Here is a 19,568-nt window from a genome sequence, read left to right as displayed (position 1 = left end):
TTGTCCTTATGTTCCTAACCAAATAAAACCCTACCTTTTGTTTTTATCAGAATACTTTTTAAAGTACACCAATAGATTGTATTAATTTTTAAAATAGTTGATTTATATATCTTTAACTTATTTCTAAAAACTTAGGCTTATAATTAAATTACTTTAACAAAAACCATTTTACATCAATAGACTTAATTTGTCTATATTTGGAAATACTTACTCAATATTTTATATTCATTATAGTTTTGCTTATTGAATAAGTAATCTAAATTGTTTCACAAAGCAAATATACGAAATAATATTTCATATACGCAATAATATTTCGTTTTTATATACTCGATGAGATTAAAAATTATTAGAAAACAAAATAATGAAACCCAAAAAGATTTAGCCGATTTGCTAAATGTTAGTACTAGAACTGTTCAGTATTATGAGAATGGTAAAGTAACCATACCCAATGATAAACTAAAAAAAATAGCAACACACTACTCTGTAAGTGTAGCAGAAATTTTTAATGAAAAGGAAATTGTTAGTGATTTAGACTCTATTGAAACTGAATTAATTGCTCAATACGTAGTTGAAAACTGGCAAACGTTTATGAAAGATGGCTATTTTAATGCTAACTTTAAATCAAAAGCTAGTGAATGGGCTTTATTAGTAAAAAAAGAAAGCTAAAGTTTATATTTATTATATAGCTTTTCTACATCTTTTACATTCATGTTTTTAAGTTCTTTTTTTAATCTAATCTCATTATCTTTAGCTTCTTTCTGTAATTTCTCTAATAAATCTTTAGACGATCTCTTAGTAAAGAGCTTAGACTTCTTTAATTTTTTGTAATACCACTTATTCATTATCCAATGCTTTTTTAGCAATTTCCAAAGTCTTCTTTTCATAATATTTTTTCTTCTCATCTTTCACGAAATCTTCTTTTTGGGCATCTACTAGTATAAAATCAAATAAATCTCTAATTATCATTTGTAATTTTCCAACATCAGAAAATTTATATCTTGACATTAGGCAAACAGAGTAAGAAACTACAATACCAGATATAACTGACATTAAATAATAATACATTTTTGCAATATCTTGATATGGTTGGAAAATCCAAAATAAATAAAAACAAGAAATTGAAAGAACTGTAGTATGAAGAAAAACATAACCTAATTCCTTATTATTTGAAGTATAAGTTCTGAACAAATTAAATAGACTATATAAGAACAATCCCAAAACCCAACCTAATTCACTTAAAAATTGCTGAGTATTAGTAAAACCAAAAATTATATCATTTTTTTTAACTCTTTTTAATTCTTGCCAAGCTTTGTCTGTTTCTATTTTTTCCTGTAAATATTTTTCATATAAAACTGACCCCTTAGCAAAATCTTTCAATTTATTAAGTGCAATTGCTCTCTTTTTTTTAGCTTTTGTATGATTCCGTTTTGCTATTAAATACTCCGATGACTTATCAGGAAAGTATTCAAATGAAAAGAAAGCAGTAGTACAAACTACTGCTAAAATATAAGGGTAAATTTGTTTATTCTTCTTCGTTATTATCATCCTGACCTTGTCCAGAACCATTAGGATTGGTTGAATCAACTTTGTCAGTATTTTGTAAATTACTATCATTAATGTTTATTAGTTTTTCGTTTGAATCTGTACAACTAGATAATAATACAGCAATAAAACATACTGCTATACAAGCTACTTTTTTCATAATTTATGCTATTTAAAAAATTAATACTAGCATAAATATAGAGGTATTTATAAATGTGTAATCACTGATTTAGTGGTTAATATATTTCGGGGTTATATAGCTGCCTAAATTAATACTTTTTTTAGAAATATAAGATTGAATATATATTGCGTTTGTTTGCATAACGCAAACAAACGCAATAGTATTCTAGAAAAATTATAGGAGTACAATTAGAGTTTATCTAAATTTACAATCAACAAAGATTTAAGTTAAGTTTGAGTTTTATATTTAATTGTAGGGAAAAATATTATGATTTTACTTTACCAAATAGAATCTCTTTAGGAGAATGAAACTATAAATAATAATATATCTTTTAAATCATTTTTGGTCTATATAGCTGTTATTGCGGTTGTGGATTGTTGTGCCTAGTTAATTTCTCCAACTATTTTTAAAGTTTAAATTGTTATACTCATTTATGTTTTCTGAAAGTATCTTTAATGAAAACTCAAGTGACTTTTGATATTCTATCGTTTTATTATAAAATTGTTGTAAAGTTGTAGAATAATATTCAAAATCTTTCTGATATTCCGATGTAAATTTTAAATAGTCCTGAATTTTAGAGTAATTTTCAGAGATTATTAAGTTCTCAATTTTTGATGATAATTCTTGGAGAACCAAACTTCTCTTTTTTATTTTAATTTCTCCAAACTTATCGTATATAGATAATATTTTCTTTTCAATTAAATCTCTTTCAATTTTTGAATTGATTTCCATTATTTTTTGATAGAGTCTAACCCCTGTGCTATCGAGTTTTATTTCATAACTTAATGTTTCTTGATTCAATTTGTTAAACATTGTATTCGTTTCTTTTAAAATCAAATCAACGAGGTTAGAATGTGTAATAATGTTATTAAAAATTTCATCTTTTAATTTGAAGCTCCCTTTTTTTCTTTCAAATAATATTGTATGAATTAATTCTTCTTTTTCTAGGATGATTTTTGGTTTTAGTTTAGGCTCTATATACCAATTTCGATAATCTTCGGTTTTGATGTTATAGGCTAATTCATTATAACTTTTAGCTTGTTTAGGTATTGATTCTAACAAATTTTTAAATTGCCATTTTATAAAGCCATTTGAACTTTTTAACTTATTGTTCTTTGTATAAATAAGAATTCGCTCTCGAATAATAAATCCAAGAAAAAAAGTTGTTATAGATATTGAAGTAGAAAAAAGTACTGTGTCAGGAATATTCATCTTTTTATATCATAATTACATCCAATACTTTGGTTATATTCTTTTGTCTAGAACATCGGTTCGTTATTCATCTCCGAATGAATTACCTCTATATCATACCCGTAACGCTTTACTGCTGTCTTTACTAATTTAGCGAACCAGCTAGGTGCATTTGGTGCAACATAAATTTTCTCGATTAGTTCTTCCAAATCAACCTTTATTGGTATTCCTCCTATGATTGTTTCTTCTTCGAAATTCACCTTCTCTGAACCTGTTGGCCATTTCATAATGAGACCTCTAAGTTCTCTTTCATGCTGAAAACTTTTTCTTTTATGGACAAAAGGTCCTAGAATATTCCCTCCATTAATTTTATCATTTTCGTAATCGATATATTTAACAACTCCAAGATAAACCTTCTCGTCATCGATTATACTTTTCTTTAATTTTTTGAATGTTGATTGGACAGCAATCCCTTCATTACTTTTCAGATAGAGACTCCACATAGCAGCAGATTCAAATTCATTCATATGCCAACAGCTGATTGCTATGTATCTAGGCCATTGCTTATTTATATCTCCCATTTTATTCATTAATTCAAGATAATTTTGTTTCCCTTCATCAGTAATGTCTTCTGGATGCAAAGATCTAGCTTCAACATTAATTTTAGGATATGAACCTTCGAAGGGGTCATCAAACATGTCTGCGCGAGAGAAAAATAAACGTCTAGTATCTATCAAAGAAATTAATTTAGTAAAGTCCATATATCTCCAGACTTTTACATTTTCATTTTCGGGAGCATTAAAAATTGGGTGTTCTTCTACCATTAAATTTTTTTGTTTTATTTTTTTTTAAACTCATTTGTAAAGACACTTAAAGAATCTGAATTCTTTAGAATTTCAATGATTTTATTTTTTACAATTTCGTGATTTGTATTTTGTTCATTTTTTGTTAAACATTTATCTGGAGAGTTTTATATCTGAAGTATGGGGTTTCACTATTTACAGCTATTAAAATATTTTCACGATTTAAATCTGTTAATCTGTAATATTTCATTTCGACAAGCTTATTTCTACTTTTTATATCGGAAGGTTCATATTCTTTTCCGTTGTAACAAAATGCTTTTAAGTGTTTCAATTGCGTGTTTTTATGTTTGCTAACGGTTTTGTATAAGAATAGTGCGGTTTTGTGTGCAAGGATTTTCCAAAGGAAAATCAGATGTAAAAAAAATGCACTAATTCTTGATTAAGCACTAAACTACGTATTATTTTTATACATTGTTGGCATTAGTTTTTTAATCTTTTTTTATTCCACCAAAATATTAAATAAATCAATGGTGATTGTAAAATAGCATTTAATATATAATTCAAATATGGATGATTTGATGAAATGAGAGGAATTCTATAGGCAACCCAAGTTAAAAATCCAATTACACCTATCAATATGATGATTCCAGAAATAGAGCCTAATACGTTTTTCAATTCATTATGAGGATAACCTCTAAATGGTAAAATAAAAAGTAGAATTATTAGAAAAATGAAAAAATAACCAGATGTAAAAACCATCCAAAATAATGAGCGAATAGGGTTATTTATACTAGTATTATCGTTCTTAATTATTGGGCTTTTAATTTCGGTGGTGTCCGATTTTTTTAAGATTTTAAATTGGCTTAAGTCCAAGTTGCGTAATCGGTCGGAATAATGAGTTCTTTTAAAAATCCGATTTTCTAATTCAGTCAGTTCCGCCAGTTTTAGAGAGTCCGTTTTATATATTTTCTTTAGTTTGTCAATTGATTCTAATTTTTCAATTTTATTATTCAGATGAATGTCGTAAGAGAAATTAAAATAGTAATCGCAAGTAGTTAAAACAAAGATAGAAATAATGAAAAGAGAAGTTCTTAAACCGAAATGAATAGATTTATTTTCAAAAAATTTAAGTATTCTTTCTATTAGTTTATCCATTTCTCAAATTAATACGAACGTTTGGTATATGAAAAGTAGGCGATCTCGAAGCTCTAAAAATTTAGCTAAACACTTAGTTTGTCACGACCCAAAAACATTCATTATACCACTATTTCGCCTATTTTATATATATATTGTTAGAGACCGTCTATTTTTTATTTTAGGTCAGATTTTTTCGTTAGTTTATATTCGATTGATACTTTGTTGTTATTCTCAGCAAGTTTGCTCACTGCTTTACCTGCTTCATCGGACTGTTTAAACCCCTCAATTACAAGAATGATTTGTCTCTCTTGTTTTTTATACTCTAACCACCTTTCAATTATTCGAATTATACCAATTGTAGCTGTAGTTGCAAGACCTAACAGCGCTGCTGTAGTTAATGGTTCGCCTGCATAACTTTGAGTCTCGTCATATTTTCGATCGATCTCTAAGTTATCAATTTCTGCATCTGAGAGTTCATTAAGAAGGAACTGAATTAGATCTTCTGTTTCTTCTCCATTGTCTATGTAAATTTTATGCTCTTTCATTAATTGCTTTTGTTAAATAATTAATTCGATTTGGGAATCCACACTCATTAAAATCCCTTGGAATTACAGGATAGCTATTACAAAAATTGCTTTCAAAAAAACTACAATTCTTATGACCACACATTCTATGTTTATCAAAGTACTGAATCATAGCAGCTCTTTTCATTGTGCTGTAAATAGTAAATAAATCAATCAAGGGAAGAGGCCAGTCATACTCAACCCCATAACCCAATTGACCAAAAGTTAATACTCTGCTCTCTCCAGAAGCAAAAGTGAATTTAGCAAAAGTTACAGCTGGGTTAAACTTTTGTGATACATACTTAATTATCTGATCATTGAGATACCCTGGATAATCCAAAACCGACTTAAACCCCTCATTAACCTTGCATAATTCTATCCATTTATCAGCTTGTTTATTTATAAATGGATGATGGAGTTTTTGAACGCCTTGAAAGATAAAGTGTGAATTGACCCAATTTTCAAGTGTAAGTTTAAAAAACCGTGGATCAAAGATATTACTCGAACTGTTCTCTTCGGTTTCAAACAACAAACTATCTAGTAATTGTTCAACCAATAAATTCCATTTACATGGTTCTTTCTGGCTAAGAAATTCATGAGCAAACGAGTCATTCTTTTGCCAAGTTTCAAATTTGTTAAGTAGGTATATGAATGCTTTTACAGGTTGACTAGTGAAAAAAGCACCATTTACAAAGGGAATTAATAACCTTAAAACCAATTTTTCATCATTGAATAATTTCGAAACGAACTTAAAAACATTTGTATATGAAGGATTTCTTTTGCACCACCTTGAGAAAACTATTGGTTCAACCCTATCAGTATATCCAACTGATACCTGAAATTCAGCCATAGTTGTAGCAGCTTCGAGTAAATCAATGATTGATAAATTAGCAATTGTATTACCTTCATCGTTTATCTCAAGAGATCCAAGTTCACCGACAACCGAATGCTTTTTTGAATAGATGCTCAATGTTGGGATGGTCACGTTCCATCTCAAATAATCCTGATTATTTGTTGAGAGTTTTATGAATGATTTGAATGTATGATTTATGCTAATGAATGAAGACCAAAACATGTAAGGCAATCTTAAACCTTGCCAATAATGGTAATTTTCATGAAAGGTTAATGCTCCTACTTTTAAATTCCTTTTCCGAATATTTAGAAATATCTCATAGAGTTCTTGTTGGTCTGCATTCTTGATCTGGGAGTCAGTATACGGTGCATAGTCTTTACTGTTCAAATAAAGATATCTACAGAACATTATTGTATCAACGTGCGATCTCATATGGTCTCTAACACCCAAATATACGCATTACGTATATCTTTCTTTTAATTATGGCGGTTATCCAAATATAGTAAAAACTCATAAAACAGTTGAAGTGTAGTTATTTGTTAATGTTTTAGATTTGTAATTATTTTTATAAAACGAATGTTATTCCGTTAATCTAAAAAATATTAGTAGTTCATATCAAAAACCAATTCAATATTATGAGTCATTATTTACGAAAATTTAAAATTTTCATTAGCCAGAATTTTATTAAAGAAATCATTTAGACTTTTGATTTGAAATAAAAATTGATGGTTTTGCACCTAGATTGAACTATATATTTTAGTTTTTTTTTATCTTTGTGTACAGTTTTTTCTAAAAAAACATAAAAAAACTCCACTTTTACCCGAATTCTTACCCTTTAAAACTTAAAACACTATAAATCAAAGTTGTAAATAAGTAAAAAATCACCCGAAATGGGTGATTTTCTTTTTTGTGAGCCACTGTAATTTCGCAGCGAAAAACGGGGGACAGTTTTTCATATTCTATAAATAGTAACATACAATATTTAATCATTATTAAAGACTGTGTATAGGTATGGATTTAGAAAAAAGAAAGTTAGAAGAAGATCAACTTTTAGCAGTATACAACAATATATACTTGTATAAAATAGGTTATAGTAACCTTAAAGAATTCTCGAATTTTGTGTTTCAAAAGTACGCATATCATTACAATAAGAAATACGGATGGGAACCAGAAGAAATAGTAGCAGAAGAAATGTATAAATCTGATGTAGATCAGTTTAAAGATTCTGTTTATTTAGGGTTTAGAGATATCCACGGAAGACTATTAGGTACAATTAAAGTAAGCGAAAGAAATCATCAAAAATTTTCGATTGAAAAAGACTTTGATATCGTGGTAGATGAACTCATTACCACATTAGATTTTCCTGTAAATAGTATATGGCATTTAGGAAGACTTGCCATTGCATCGGATGTTTTAAAAGCAAATCATCCAGATATTTCGAGTAGGCAAGTTATTCAGCATTTATTAATACACTCATTGCAATACATAGCTTCAGATCCAGAAGGTTTAATGCTAGCAGAGTCAGATGTGTTAATTCATAAAATTTTTGATGAATTAGGTTTATATATGGAAATTATAGGAGAAAAAAAGGAGTTTTTAGGAAGTCCAACATACCCTGTATTACTAACTTCAAAAACAATTCGAAAATGGTTATCTTCCCAAATAGAACACCAAATAAAATAAAAAAATAAAAAATGATGGAAGTAAAGAAAGCGTTACCAGAGATGCACGATGATCCGAGGTATCATAAAAATGTATTGTACATTACCCCTGAAGAACAAGAAAAAATTAAAGACATTAAAATTGTCTTTGGAGGTGTAGGTTTAGGAAGTGTTATTGCTGAATCGTTATTACGTTTAGGTTTTGAAAATTTTGTATTTATAGATGGAGACGAGGTTGAAGCTTCTAATCTAAACAGACAAAATTATACAGAGCAACATATTGGAAATGCTAAGGTAGCTTCTATTACGAGTAGATTGAAAGAAATTAATCCAGAAGTAAAAATTGCATATCATCATTTATTCTTAGAACCAGACACTATTGAAGAATACGTAAAAGGTTGCGATATAGCAATTAACGCTATTGATTTTGATAGTTTAGAAACTCCTTTTGTATTTGATGAACGTTGTAAAGAATTAGGAATTCCAGTAATTCATCCGTTAAACTTTGGTTGGGCAGGCGCAGCGTATGTGGTAACGCCTACTAGCGAACAAATTTACAATGTAGCGAGAAGCACAGGAAGGTTTGAGTTAGTATTGATTCAAAATATACTGAGTTATTTAGAAGGAAGAGAAGATTTAGAACTGAATTGGTTGTATAAATTATTAGAAGCTTATAAAGAAAAATCTACACAAATAACTCCTCCACAGTTAGTAGTCGGTTCTAATTTAGCAGCAGCTTTAGTAACCAATATTGCATTCAGCATAATAAATGGTTTACCCGTAAAAACCTATCCAGAACCATATTTTATATCTACACGATAATATAAAAAACGTCATTACAATTAAGTTCCCTAGCAAAGTCGAAGGGCGTAATTGTAATGACGTTATAGTTATTAAAAGATTTTTTACGATTTACGGATGAAAACTCGTAAAAGCCGTCATTGCGATTGAGGTACCTGAGCGCTACCTGAGTTACATCGAAGGGAACTCGAAGGTACGAAAGAAGCAATCTATATCAATGTATGGCTTCACAATTCTATTTTTAAATAATGATAAACAGATTACGTCACTTCACTGTGTTGCGTTCGTAATGACGATTACTACTTAATATGCGAAAAAACTAATCGTAAATCGTATTATTTCGATAATGTATCCGTCCCTAAGTATCCATCATCTTTGTTATAATACCAAGCACGCGTTTTAGGCATTTTAATTCCATTGATAGTTTCTTCACCAGAAAGTAAAATGTACTCACCACTATCTGGAGCTTGTTTATAAAACTGATATACCTCCATGGCATATGTTTTCGGATTGAAATAGAAAAACCATGTGTCTTTCCCTACGTTAGCATCGTACGTAGCTTTTAAAACCAAGTATTCTTTTCCTTTAAACGTTTTTCGTTCTATTTTGTCGTGAATAATGGTTCCGCTATCTTTTAGCTTCATAGGAAGTCCGTATAAATACGTATAGTAGTTTTTGTATAATTTGGCTCTATCGCAACTTAACTTATGTTCTTTTAAATAGCCTCAGAAGGATTTTTAAGGCCATTAAAAGCAATAGTACAATCTCCTTTGTCAATTATGTATTCGGTAGTATTATCGCCTCTTTTAGCCGCTACAGAGAAAAATTCGTTTGGTAAATTAATATGAATAGTACTAACTCGTTCAGGTTTATCTGGAATTGTCATGGTAACGACCAACTTTCCATTAAAAGCAGCCCAATTTCCATTTGGATCATGATATTGAATAGCTTTATCTAATAATTCTTTTCCAGTTAACTCTTGAGAAAATGAAGTAAGAGAAGTAATAACTAAAATAAGGCAGCAGATATTTTTAAACATAAGGATGTTATTTAGAAACGACAAGGTACTATATTTTTGAATATAATAATTACCTAAACCAAGGCACTTTATTGCCTTATAAACCTAAATGTTTATATTTAAAAAAAGATATTTAGTAATCGTTATGATAGAATAAACGATATAAATTTCATTAAGACTTCGCAAAATTAGCTTCAGCAAACTCATTTTTCACAAATTGCTCAGCCAGAATATGAAGATGTTGTTTTGTATTTGTCAAAGCATCATTGAGATCTTCTGCAATACTTAGTATGTCCTTTGCATAGTTAATATTTAACGTATCTAAAGTTTTAGTAGCAATAGCTATTTTGCCACAGAAAACAGCAATTTTAGTAGGACTAGGACGTACAGATAGAATGCCTTGAATGGTCTTTCCATTTTTGGTTTGCTCATCTAACATTCCTTCACCAGTTAGAATCCAATCTGCATTTTTAATATGAGCATTAAAATTAGAAAGCTCTTTAACTAATTCAATACCAGAAATGAGTTCACCATTTAAAAAAGTTTTAGAAGCTACGCCCATTCCACCAGCTGCGCCACCACCTATAATTTCTTGCGTATTGATGTTAAAATAATCATCTAACACTTTAGAAAAATGTTGCATTCCATTTTCTAGGAGTTCAATATCGCTATCGGAAGCACCTTTTTGTTTTGCGTACACATAAGAAGCACCGTTAGATCCGTATAATGGATTGGTAACATCACAGGCAATTTTAAAATTGACTTCAAACAATTGAGTGTGGACATTCTCGGAAGTAATCTTTGTAATCTTAGGTAAATTTTTTCCAATAGGAACTACTTCATTTCCGCTTTCATCTAAAAGGCAATAACCCAAGGCTTTCGCCATTCCAATACCACAATCGTTGGTTGCACTTCCTCCCAAACCTAAAATGATGGTTTCAGCACCTTTGTTTATAGCATCTAAAATTAATTCTCCTGTTCCAAATGTACTCGCTTCTTTTACATTCAAATCGTTATGAACAATGGTCTTCATTCCAGAGGCCTCAGCCATTTCAATAAAAGCTGTTTTTGTACTTTCTGAATATAAATAGTTCGCATTTACGATAACACCATAGGCGTTTCGAACTTCTTTACTGATAAATTCACCTCCTAGGTAATGCTGAGCAATATCAATGGTTCCATCACCACCATCTGCTAAAGGCAATGAAATTACAGTTGCTTTAGGAAGTAGTTTTTGAAATGTACTTTCAAAAATATCACAAAACTCAAATGATGTAAGCGTGCCTTTAAATTTATCGGGTGCAATTACTATTTTCATAATGTTGCTTTTTAACTAAAAATGCTCGGAATTAGTAAACTAAAAATAAGAATTGCGATGAAAAATGTAAAAAGAATACCTGTTTCCAATGTCAAAATAGTTCTGAAATTAATTGAATATGCAACTCCTACTTTCTTTACAGGAATATGTTTTGTAAGCTTACTAGCCAATATGGCAAATACAACAGCAATTACAAAACCAGTTAAATTATACCATATCCAAAATAAATCAGGAATATGATGAATATTAATATTAGCAAGTGCCGTGTGTATGTTTTCAGATCCGCTATAAAAATGACCTTCATTAAATGCATACACGATTTCAGGAAGATATTTAAAAATTAAGTTGATGCTTACAGAGGTAATAATTGCGACATTCATTCCTATATGATTTACCTTTTTAAAGAAAATAGCAATGACAAAAGCTGCTAAAATGGGACCGTAAAATAAAGATGAAATAGAATTGATTAATTCAATAACAGTGCTTTGACTATTCCCAAATAAATAAGCTGCTAAAATACATACCGTTCCCCAGAATAAGACTAAGGCTTTAGAAACGAACATATATCTTTTTTCAGACATTGCATGTTTGTTGTTAAAAAAGTCTTCAATAGTTACAGCGCTTAATGAGTTAATAGTAGAACTTAAAGAAGACATTGCTGCCGACATAATTCCAATCATTAAAATACCAATAAGACCATTAGGTAAATATTTGGTAATAAAAACAGGAATCATTAAATCTGGCTTTATACCATTTCTAGCATATTCTGCGGGATAATGTGCTTTGGTAGTGGCGACAATACTCTCATAAAAGTCAGGAATATTGCTTACCAAATACCCAATAATCAATCCCATTACAGAGTATACAAAAACAACAGGAAAACGTAATAAACCATTAGCAACCAATAGCTTTTTTATCGAAGTACTATCTCTAGCAGAAAGTAAACGTTGTGCTTGTGTTTGATCGGTCCCGTAATAAGATAAATACAAGAAAAGTCCACCTAATAACATAGGAAAGAAACCATACTCTTCACCGCTATAAATTCCTAGGTTAGAAATATCAATAACCTGAAGTCGCTCCGGATTGAATCCTTGAAAAGGTCCTACATCTTGCAGCATACTATATCCAACTACTAAACAAATAATGAGTCCTAAAAATAGAATGATCATTTGTATAGCATCTCCCCAAACAACAGCTTTCATTCCGCCTTGATACGAATAAATTAGTGTTACAACACTTATGATAAGTAAGGTAAGATGAAAGCTAATACCTACTACTGCTTGAATAATTAACGCCATAGTAAAAACCATTACTCCTGTTCCTAAAGCTCTACTAATTTGAAAAACGACACTGATTAATTTTCTTGTAGATGATGAAAAACGTTTTTCTAAATATTCGTAGATACTTACAATACCAGATTTGTATAAAGGAGGAATAATGAAAAACATAATTCCAATCATGGCTAAAGGCACACCAAACTCGAAAGTAAGCCATTTCATACCACCTCCTTTTTTTAATCCTACAAAAGCAGGAGCAGAAATAAAACTAATGGCAGATAATTGTGTAGCCATTGTAGATAAACTCAACGGAAACCAGCCCAAACTTTTACCTCCTAAGAAATAATCTTTAGAAGTTTTATTTTCTTTAAAGAAATATCCCATTCCTATAAACGCAATGAGATAGATAATAATAAGTGTATAGTCGAGCCAGTTCATAAAGGTTGTTTTAGGGATGAAATCTTGTTGTTATTCGCTTAATAAATCTATTAAAAGTGCAGCACTCCAAGAAAAGTTATTTCCGCCATATCCTGCAGTATTGTTTTGGTGCATTTCTTTTCTGGCATCAAAGTACTCATAAAAACCATTTTTTTGAATGAGTTCTATAGAATCGTTTTTTACTCGTTCTGCAATCCTATCATAACCATACTTTTTTAAACCATGGTACAATAACCAGTTTAAATTAATCCATACAGGGCCTCTCCAATATTGTTTTGGCTTGTATCTTTCACTTGTAGGATCAAAAGAAGCACATAAATATTGATCTTCGTTTCCAAATTTTTCTAGTAAGGTAGTTACCAAAATATCAGCACGTTTTTTATCTGGAACTTGTGCAAACAATGGCGCAAAAGAAGAAGAAGTTACAAAACGAATCAATTTATTTTTCTTCAAATCATAATGACAGTATGCCCCTAACTCTTCGTCGTATAATTTGCTATTAAAACTTTGAATAGATTTTTCTGTATATGCTTGTAAAGTGGCAATTTTATCTTCATTCCCTCCTATTTTTTCGTACAAACGAATTAAGGATTGATTAGAGCCAATTAACATTGAGTTAAAAAGTGGATCTTGAATTAAAAATGGAGAAAACTCTGCAATTTTAGCATCGTCATAATTATATTTCTTTGCTACTTCAATAATATGTAAGTAATGATTGTACTCTTCATTACTTGGTCTTTGAGAAGCATCTACATGTGTGGTATCTCTACGCTCAAATGTATATTGAGGCGATTCCATAGTACTCCAAATATCGTCCCAAATAGGAGAATTGTCTGTACCAGATTCCCAATTATGATAAATATATGCCAAGCCTTCATTTAAAGGATCTCTGTATTTGTAGAAATACAAGCTGTATGTATACACAGCATCTATAGTAGTCTTTATAAAATCAAGAATTTCTTCTTTGTTTTCGGCAATTTCATACATGCGTTCTAAGGTAAATCCGAGTACATGTGGTTGCGTCATACCTGTAGTAGGTACATTATTATTGGCTAACGGGCTCAAGTTTGATTTATGAAAATCTGCACCTGGAAAATACGTATCGGTTTCATTATGAAAAATGATATGTGGTATAAATCCATTAGACCACTGAGAGTCGATAAGTGTTTTAATTTCCTTTTGGGCTTTTTCCATATCAAAATGAGCAAAACCAATTGCAATAAATCCAGAATCCCAGTTCCATTGGAAAGGATACAAACCTTTACAAGGAATGGTAAATCCTTTTTCTTGATAGTTGTTATTTAAAACTTCTTGAGCTTTAGAAATTAGTTCGTTATTTTTCATAAAAAAATTAATAAAAGAGAGCATTGACTTATCATATGAAGTTGATTGGGGAGTAAGTCAATGCTTTTAATTAGAAGGGGATTATTAACAAATTATACATTAAAAGTTAAAGGTTGCAGTTAAGAATAATCTTCTAGGTAAAATAGGTCTACCAAAGAAGAATTCTGCATCTCCAGCCTGATTTACATTTCTCGGGTCACCTTCAGTTACCCCATCTGTATCCAATAAATTAAATACAGAGAACCCTAAACGAAGGTTGTCTTTTTCCTCATTTAAATCCATAGTATACCCTGCACCAATTCTTACAATTGAAATAGGATCTAATTCAACAAGGTTGTTATCTGCTGCAAATTTGCTTCCAGTGTAGTTTAAAGATAAAACACCGTCTACTTTCTTATTATCAAAATGCAAGCCTAATGAAGTTATAAAATTAGGTTGTCTTGCTAGTTTATTCCCTTCGTTTATAGTAGTGCTAGCACCAGTTACCAAATCTTGATCTACATTTTTCGTAATCTCGTGTTCTTGGTACGTTAGTGTCCCTCTAAAACTCAAGTTTTCTACAAACTTATAATCCCAGTTAGCCTCTATACCTACTGTTGCTGTATTTTGATCAGACCTTGTTAAGTCTACCAATTGTCCTCCACTAAAACCTTGTGTAATTCTAATACGATCGCTTAAACCTACATAGTATGCTGCAAGAGATCCTGAAAGTTTTTCGCTTCCGTATTTTGCTCCTGCTTCAAACTGTATAATTTGTTCAGAATCGTATTTGCTATTTGTTACTCCTGTTGAGATGGGTGCAAAACCTCTTAATTGCGGAAAGAAGTATCCTTTAGAAAAGTTAGCATATAAGTTTACTTTTTCACTTACTTCATATAAACCTGCTAAAGAAACAGCCCAATCTGTTGCAGAAACCGCTGCTCTTGTAAAAGTACCGTCTGCATATCTTACATTGGCCAACTCAGGAGTTAACTCAGGGTTGTCGTACACTTGTTCTTCTGTAATGCTTCCATTATTAAATACACCATCTGTAGATTCTATACGGAAACCAATATCAAAACGCCACTTATCAAATACCATTTCATCTGTTAGGTAAACGGCACTTCTATTTTGTGATAAGAATCTATTAGCAGTCATACCAATTCTATTGTATAAACCACCTTGAGAATAAATTACATTATTACCTCCTGCATCTGTATAACTTAAGTTAATCAACTTAGGATTGTTGTTAAATTCAGAAAGTACACGATATTGAAAGTTTACATCTTCTGCTTCTGTTCTAGCTAAAAAAGTACCTAAAGTAATAGAGTGGCTTCCATTATCTGTAGTAATTTTTTTAACTAAAGCTAATTCTCCAGCATAATCTGTCATGGGTCTTAAACGATCTATGTGTAAATTATCAAGTACTAAATCGTTACCATTAACAGTTTCTGTACTTCCTTGATAAGTTGCTACAAAACTTGTGTTTCCTGGTGCTACGTTATTTACATATTCGTTTAACGTAATTGGATTGTTGTTAGCTCCATTTCCACCAATATATAACGCAAAATTATGTTCATATTCAGCAAAGCGAATTTTAGATTTCAACTTTAAGTCATCATTAAAATCATAATTAAAATCAGTAAGTACATAACCACCTTTAGTAGATACACCATCTTCAATAGGACTTTCGTAAACTCCTCCTGGAGTTCTAAAGGAAACATTGGCTAATTCTCCAGAAAGTAATTGAAATACTTCTTCTCCATCGTTTCCATTTAATCTAGAACGTGTAGCTCCATCTAACGGTAATGGTAAGAAAAACTGTGCATTATCATTAATATATTGTCCATGAATGGTTATAGCACCTTTTTCAAACTTCTTTTTAATATTTCCTCTAAATTGAGCTCCTTTGGTAGGTAAACCTGTTACAATTGGTCCTTCGTCATATCTTACAAAACCAGTAAATGCATAGAAGGTGTTAGAATCTTCACCACCTAAACGACCACCTGTGTAGAAGTCTGTTTTTACACGCCCTTTATTAGCCCATTCAACGTTAATAATATTGTTTGCATCTGTATCGCCCGTTTTACTTGTATAATTTAGAATTCCAGCAACAGAACCTGCGCCGTATAATACAGCGGCACCACCGCGTACAAATTCAAAACCTTTAAATCCAATATCTGGTCTTGCATATACATCATGCGCAGATGAATTGAGACCAAACGTACTCATTAAAGGCATTCCATCGTATTGTAAAGGATTGAATACATATTGTCCGCCAGAAGGTAAACCTCTAACAAATACATTGGTTGCTGTTTCACCACCACCACCTTCTGCAGTAACCCCAGGTACGCTTCTAATAATATCTGCTTGGCTATTTGCAGAAAGTTTAGTGATTTCTTTTTGTTTTAACGAACTTATAGATAAAGGAGCGTTTTTTTGAGATCTAAATGTACTAGATGCTGTAAGTACTACTTCGTCTAAAACGTCTCCTCCTTCTTCTAAAATAATATCTTTTTGAAGAGTGTCACCATTTAGAGTGATTACTTCACTATAGGGATTGTATCCAAGAAATGAGGCTCTTAATGTTTGAGTTCCTGTTAAGGAAGTTACCAAGGTAAAGTTTCCGTCAAAATCTGTAGAAGCTCCTGCAGTAGTACCTTCAAGAATAACATTCACTCCAGGAATTGGCTCTCCTTGTTTGTCTTTTACTGTTCCTTTTATAGTTGTTTGCGCTATGGAAATAAAACCATAAAAAGACAGTAAGATTAGAAATGCTTTTTTCATGAAATTATGAATTAGTTTGTTATACTGTAAAATTATTGATAGATGTTTATTTTTTTTACGGTATTTTTACGAAAAGTTAATGCAAACGTTTGCGGGAACGTTTGCAATGTAAATTTAATGGAAATTTGTAATTGTATTTACTGAATGAAGAAAGAAACAACTACGTTAAAACAGATAGCTACGAGTCTAAATTTATCTATATCAACAGTTTCAAGGGCATTAAATAATCATGTAGATATAAGTGACGAGACCAAACGTAAGGTAAAAAGAGAAGCAGAAAGATTACATTATGTACCTAATATTCTCGCAAAAGGTTTTCGGAAACATAAAACAAATATTATTGGAATTATAGTTCCTAGTGTAGCGCATTCTTTTACGGCAACTATTTTAAAAGGAATTTTGTTAGAAGCAGAAAAAACAAACTATACTACCATTATTACAGAAACAAATAATAATCCCGCAAAAGAAAAGGAAGTATTACATACCATGTTACAATTTGGTGTGGAGGGGATTTTAATGGCACTATCAAAACACACTAGGGATATTAGCCCTATGTTACATGCTCTAAAAAAGAGACCGTTAATTTTGTTCGATAAAGTTTCTAGTAAAATACCATGTACTCAAATTGTAATAAACGAAGTTGCAGCAGCAGCAAATGCTGTAGAGCATTTAATAAACATAGGAAAAAAACGAATTGCAATTATTAAAGAACGAGAAGATTCGTATAATTCTGAAAAGCGGTATGAAGGTTATTTACAGGCATTACAAAAGCACAATATTCCTATTGATGAAGATTTGATATTAAGTACAGATGACTCTTCTATAAACGAAGGAAAAAGATTGGCAAGAGAGTTACTTTGTTTAAAAGAACGTCCAGATGCTATTTTTTGTATTACGGATGCTTTTGCTATTGGTGTGATAAAAACATTGAAGAAGTTTAAAATAACAGTTCCAGATGAGGTCGCTGTGGTTGGATTTAGTAATTCTGCACATTCAACAATTATAGAACCCAATTTAACCACAGTAAATCAGCCAGGAAATAGAATTGGAAAGTTGGCAATGCAGCACATGATTAAAGAAATAGACTCAAATGAAGAGTCGTTTTCAAGTAAGTCTATTGAAATTAAAACAAACTTAATTATTAGAGCTTCTACGTTCTTGTAGTGTAGAATTATTTAATTGATTAATAAGTTGCTCGTAGTCTTCTAAATACAATTCTCTCATACTTTCTACATATGGACGCTGATTTACATAACCATCTTTGTAGTCTTTTAATGCATCATTTGCTAATTGTTTAGCTTCTTTTAGTTTTCCTTGTTGTTTATAAATTAGAGCTAAATAATATTTCCCATCTCCATAAGTATTGTAAGAATACTGCAAGAGCAAGTTAAAGTTTTCTATTGCTTTGTCAAAATCTTGTAGCTCATAATACACAATTCCTTTGTATAAGTATGTAGTTACTTCTATAAGGTCAACACCAAAATTTTCCGTTTCTTCTGCAATATATTTATCGAACGACTGTATAGCATTGTTGTATTCTTTCAATCCTAAATAAGCAATTCCTTTCCAATAATCAACACTATGTCCTTGCGGAGCATCTGTAAAATTAGGAGTCAATGCATTTACAGCATCAAAATCTTCAATTGCTTTTCTATAATCTCTGTAAAACCATAGGTAGTTGTAACCTCTGTAGCCTTGCCAAACTTCGGGGTTTAATGCTACGGCTTTGTCTATATACTTTTTCCAAATATGTGGTATTCCCCTTTTGAGGTAAGTTACAGAAAGCTCTCGCCAATATTCAGCATTTGTAGAATCTAATTCAAGAGCGTATGCAAAAGCATTCATGTGTTCTGGTTTTCCTTGGTAAAAGCTAAAACCAAAATTAGCTGCTTTTTCTATTTTTTCCTTTTTTGTTTCACAACTCACTAAAAAAAGAATAAGCAGTAAGCTAAGGTATAATCTCTGTAATGTTTCCATTTTCTATTTTATATGATATGTACATGTAACTATCTCTTTTTTTCCCACTAACAACATTTGGATTCCATTTTTTTAATTGAGTAGTTAGCTTGAAAAGTTGGTCTACTAAATCTTTGTTGAATTCTTTAGGTTCTAAATTAAGATTGTTTTCATGTATTATATAGCAACCTGCTTCACCTTTGCAATTAATTATAAAACGGATGTGTAAGTATCCTGACTCGTTATAAGATTTATTTTTATAATTTGATAAAATGAATTTACGCAACCCATTTTTTCCTTCGCTGTATGTAGCCCGTTCAGGATTATAATAATCAAACATTATCGTGCTACAGGTTTCAAAACCTTCAGAAAGCAATGCTTTTTCTGAATCAATATAAGCAACTCTTTCTGTAAATTTATTTTTTGAAGGAACATATTTTGGGTTAGATAAATAAAAAAACCTCGCAAAAAATAAGAGAAGAATTCCTATGGAGTAGAGAACTATTTTTAGAATTTTTCTGTTTTTCATTGATTAAATGTAATGAAAACGCAATGTTTTACTACATGTGTATTTCTGAAAGTATAAGTTTAATGTACAAACAGGAAGAAAGAATGTATGTACTACTAATCGATACAAGTTTTCATTTCGTCTATTTTTTGATTAAAAAGAAGGAATCTATTACTAACTTATACATATGTTTAGGAGGATTTTGGGAGCG

The 19,568-nt window shown here is 30.7% G+C and carries 19 protein-coding genes and 1 pseudogene; 4 read left to right on the top strand and 16 right to left on the bottom strand.

Annotation, left to right across the window (positions count from 1 at the left end; all coding sequences use genetic code 11):
* Positions 1 to 330 precede the first annotated feature (330 nt).
* Positions 331 to 666: a helix-turn-helix domain-containing protein gene (locus tag ACKTTC_RS19515; RefSeq protein WP_408041549.1), complete on the top strand. Its 336-nt coding sequence runs from the start codon at positions 331 to 333 to the stop codon at positions 664 to 666.
* Here the strand turns inward: ACKTTC_RS19515 and ACKTTC_RS19510 are convergent.
* The 8 genes from ACKTTC_RS19510 to ACKTTC_RS19475 form a co-directional block, all read right to left on the bottom strand.
* Positions 663 to 842 (bottom strand): hypothetical protein, encoded by a 180-nt coding sequence (locus ACKTTC_RS19510; RefSeq protein WP_408041548.1) that lies wholly within the window; start codon positions 840 to 842, stop codon positions 663 to 665. The two genes, ACKTTC_RS19515 and ACKTTC_RS19510, sit on opposite strands and share 4 nt — an antisense overlap.
* Positions 835 to 1,584, bottom strand: a complete 750-nt coding sequence (locus tag ACKTTC_RS19505) for a hypothetical protein (protein ID WP_408041547.1) — start codon at positions 1,582 to 1,584, stop codon at positions 835 to 837. Before ACKTTC_RS19505 ends, ACKTTC_RS19510 begins: the two co-directional genes overlap by 8 nt.
* Positions 1,523 to 1,702, bottom strand: coding sequence for a hypothetical protein (locus tag ACKTTC_RS19500; protein WP_408041546.1), 180 nt, complete (start codon positions 1,700 to 1,702; stop codon positions 1,523 to 1,525). Before ACKTTC_RS19500 ends, ACKTTC_RS19505 begins: the two co-directional genes overlap by 62 nt.
* 408 nt (positions 1,703 to 2,110) lie before the next feature.
* Positions 2,111 to 2,935, bottom strand: coding sequence for a hypothetical protein (locus ACKTTC_RS19495; RefSeq protein WP_408041545.1), 825 nt, complete (start codon positions 2,933 to 2,935; stop codon positions 2,111 to 2,113).
* Positions 2,936 to 2,982: 47 nt separating this feature from the next.
* On the bottom strand, positions 2,983 to 3,738 hold the full coding sequence (locus ACKTTC_RS19490) for a hypothetical protein (RefSeq protein WP_408041544.1): 756 nt from the start codon (positions 3,736 to 3,738) through the stop codon (positions 2,983 to 2,985).
* A gap of 459 nt (positions 3,739 to 4,197) precedes the next feature.
* A complete protein-coding gene (locus ACKTTC_RS19485) occupies positions 4,198 to 4,872 on the bottom strand; it encodes a hypothetical protein (protein WP_408041543.1) in 675 nt (224 codons plus the stop codon).
* A gap of 155 nt (positions 4,873 to 5,027) precedes the next feature.
* The gene (locus tag ACKTTC_RS19480) at positions 5,028 to 5,399 is read right to left on the bottom strand and encodes a hypothetical protein (RefSeq protein ID WP_408041542.1); all 372 of its coding nucleotides are present in this window, start codon (positions 5,397 to 5,399) and stop codon (positions 5,028 to 5,030) included.
* Positions 5,386 to 6,657: a hypothetical protein gene (locus ACKTTC_RS19475; protein ID WP_408041541.1), complete on the bottom strand. Its 1,272-nt coding sequence runs from the start codon at positions 6,655 to 6,657 to the stop codon at positions 5,386 to 5,388. Before ACKTTC_RS19475 ends, ACKTTC_RS19480 begins: the two co-directional genes overlap by 14 nt.
* 624 nt (positions 6,658 to 7,281) lie before the next feature.
* Here ACKTTC_RS19475 and ACKTTC_RS19470 point away from each other — a divergent pair.
* Together ACKTTC_RS19470 and ACKTTC_RS19465 are read left to right on the top strand one after the other, a co-directional pair.
* Positions 7,282 to 7,953 (top strand): hypothetical protein, encoded by a 672-nt coding sequence (locus ACKTTC_RS19470; RefSeq protein ID WP_408041540.1) that lies wholly within the window; start codon positions 7,282 to 7,284, stop codon positions 7,951 to 7,953.
* 11 nt (positions 7,954 to 7,964) lie between these two features.
* Positions 7,965 to 8,753: a ThiF family adenylyltransferase gene (locus ACKTTC_RS19465; RefSeq protein ID WP_408041539.1), complete on the top strand. Its 789-nt coding sequence runs from the start codon at positions 7,965 to 7,967 to the stop codon at positions 8,751 to 8,753.
* Between the two features lie 314 nt (positions 8,754 to 9,067).
* On the opposite strand, the pseudogene ACKTTC_RS19460 reads toward ACKTTC_RS19465, so the two are convergent.
* The 6 genes and pseudogenes from ACKTTC_RS19460 to ACKTTC_RS19435 form a co-directional block, all read right to left on the bottom strand.
* Positions 9,068 to 9,388: pseudogene (locus tag ACKTTC_RS19460) on the bottom strand (DUF6503 family protein); the annotation flags it as partial.
* 59 nt (positions 9,389 to 9,447) lie between these two features.
* Positions 9,448 to 9,771 carry a DUF6503 family protein gene (locus tag ACKTTC_RS19455; protein ID WP_408041538.1) on the bottom strand — a complete coding sequence of 108 codons (324 nt, stop codon included), beginning with the start codon at positions 9,769 to 9,771 and terminating at the stop codon, positions 9,448 to 9,450.
* Positions 9,772 to 9,922: 151 nt separating this feature from the next.
* Positions 9,923 to 11,068, bottom strand: a complete 1,146-nt coding sequence (locus tag ACKTTC_RS19450; protein ID WP_408041537.1) for a glycerate kinase — start codon at positions 11,066 to 11,068, stop codon at positions 9,923 to 9,925.
* Positions 11,069 to 11,079: 11 nt separating this feature from the next.
* Positions 11,080 to 12,783 carry a sodium:solute symporter family transporter gene (locus ACKTTC_RS19445; protein WP_408041536.1) on the bottom strand — a complete coding sequence of 568 codons (1,704 nt, stop codon included), beginning with the start codon at positions 12,781 to 12,783 and terminating at the stop codon, positions 11,080 to 11,082.
* Between the two features lie 30 nt (positions 12,784 to 12,813).
* Complete coding sequence (locus ACKTTC_RS19440) at positions 12,814 to 14,127, bottom strand: MGH1-like glycoside hydrolase domain-containing protein (RefSeq protein WP_408041535.1); 1,314 nt, start codon at positions 14,125 to 14,127, stop codon at positions 12,814 to 12,816.
* Between the two features lie 99 nt (positions 14,128 to 14,226).
* On the bottom strand, positions 14,227 to 16,893 hold the full coding sequence (locus tag ACKTTC_RS19435) for a TonB-dependent receptor (protein ID WP_408041534.1): 2,667 nt from the start codon (positions 16,891 to 16,893) through the stop codon (positions 14,227 to 14,229).
* Positions 16,894 to 17,037: 144 nt separating this feature from the next.
* On the opposite strand from ACKTTC_RS19435, the gene ACKTTC_RS19430 reads away from it, so the two are divergent.
* Complete coding sequence (locus ACKTTC_RS19430) at positions 17,038 to 18,057, top strand: LacI family DNA-binding transcriptional regulator (protein ID WP_408041533.1); 1,020 nt, start codon at positions 17,038 to 17,040, stop codon at positions 18,055 to 18,057.
* Here ACKTTC_RS19430 and ACKTTC_RS19425 read toward each other — a convergent pair.
* Together ACKTTC_RS19425 and ACKTTC_RS19420 are read right to left on the bottom strand one after the other, a co-directional pair.
* Positions 18,028 to 18,870, bottom strand: a complete 843-nt coding sequence (locus ACKTTC_RS19425; RefSeq protein WP_408041532.1) for a tetratricopeptide repeat protein — start codon at positions 18,868 to 18,870, stop codon at positions 18,028 to 18,030. The genes ACKTTC_RS19430 and ACKTTC_RS19425 overlap by 30 nt on opposite strands.
* Positions 18,842 to 19,378, bottom strand: coding sequence for a hypothetical protein (locus ACKTTC_RS19420; RefSeq protein ID WP_408041531.1), 537 nt, complete (start codon positions 19,376 to 19,378; stop codon positions 18,842 to 18,844). The genes ACKTTC_RS19425 and ACKTTC_RS19420 overlap by 29 nt, the downstream gene beginning before the upstream one ends.
* Positions 19,379 to 19,568: the final 190 nt, after the last annotated feature.

The sequence above is a fragment of the Tenacibaculum amylolyticum genome (genome assembly GCF_964511145.1).
Lineage (GTDB): Bacteria > Bacteroidota > Bacteroidia > Flavobacteriales > Flavobacteriaceae > Polaribacter > Polaribacter amylolyticum.
The sequence above is the reverse complement of the archived record's forward strand: the minus strand, read 5'-3'. Positions and strand labels throughout refer to the sequence as shown.

Coding starts and splice junctions, on each gene's coding strand:
- ACKTTC_RS19515 (WP_408041549.1), top strand. CDS start 331: ATGAGATTAAAAATTATTAGAAAACAAAATAATGAAACCCAAAAAGAT.
- ACKTTC_RS19510 (WP_408041548.1), bottom strand. CDS start 842: ATGAATAAGTGGTATTACAAAAAATTAAAGAAGTCTAAGCTCTTTACT.
- ACKTTC_RS19500 (WP_408041546.1), bottom strand. CDS start 1,702: ATGAAAAAAGTAGCTTGTATAGCAGTATGTTTTATTGCTGTATTATTA.
- ACKTTC_RS19495 (WP_408041545.1), bottom strand. CDS start 2,935: ATGAATATTCCTGACACAGTACTTTTTTCTACTTCAATATCTATAACA.
- ACKTTC_RS19490 (WP_408041544.1), bottom strand. CDS start 3,738: ATGGTAGAAGAACACCCAATTTTTAATGCTCCCGAAAATGAAAATGTA.
- ACKTTC_RS19485 (WP_408041543.1), bottom strand. CDS start 4,872: ATGGATAAACTAATAGAAAGAATACTTAAATTTTTTGAAAATAAATCT.
- ACKTTC_RS19480 (WP_408041542.1), bottom strand. CDS start 5,399: ATGAAAGAGCATAAAATTTACATAGACAATGGAGAAGAAACAGAAGAT.
- ACKTTC_RS19470 (WP_408041540.1), top strand. CDS start 7,282: ATGGATTTAGAAAAAAGAAAGTTAGAAGAAGATCAACTTTTAGCAGTA.
- ACKTTC_RS19465 (WP_408041539.1), top strand. CDS start 7,965: ATGATGGAAGTAAAGAAAGCGTTACCAGAGATGCACGATGATCCGAGG.
- ACKTTC_RS19455 (WP_408041538.1), bottom strand. CDS start 9,771: ATGTTTAAAAATATCTGCTGCCTTATTTTAGTTATTACTTCTCTTACT.
- ACKTTC_RS19450 (WP_408041537.1), bottom strand. CDS start 11,068: ATGAAAATAGTAATTGCACCCGATAAATTTAAAGGCACGCTTACATCA.
- ACKTTC_RS19445 (WP_408041536.1), bottom strand. CDS start 12,783: ATGAACTGGCTCGACTATACACTTATTATTATCTATCTCATTGCGTTT.
- ACKTTC_RS19440 (WP_408041535.1), bottom strand. CDS start 14,127: ATGAAAAATAACGAACTAATTTCTAAAGCTCAAGAAGTTTTAAATAAC.
- ACKTTC_RS19435 (WP_408041534.1), bottom strand. CDS start 16,893: ATGAAAAAAGCATTTCTAATCTTACTGTCTTTTTATGGTTTTATTTCC.
- ACKTTC_RS19430 (WP_408041533.1), top strand. CDS start 17,038: ATGAAGAAAGAAACAACTACGTTAAAACAGATAGCTACGAGTCTAAAT.
- ACKTTC_RS19425 (WP_408041532.1), bottom strand. CDS start 18,870: ATGGAAACATTACAGAGATTATACCTTAGCTTACTGCTTATTCTTTTT.
- ACKTTC_RS19420 (WP_408041531.1), bottom strand. CDS start 19,378: ATGAAAAACAGAAAAATTCTAAAAATAGTTCTCTACTCCATAGGAATT.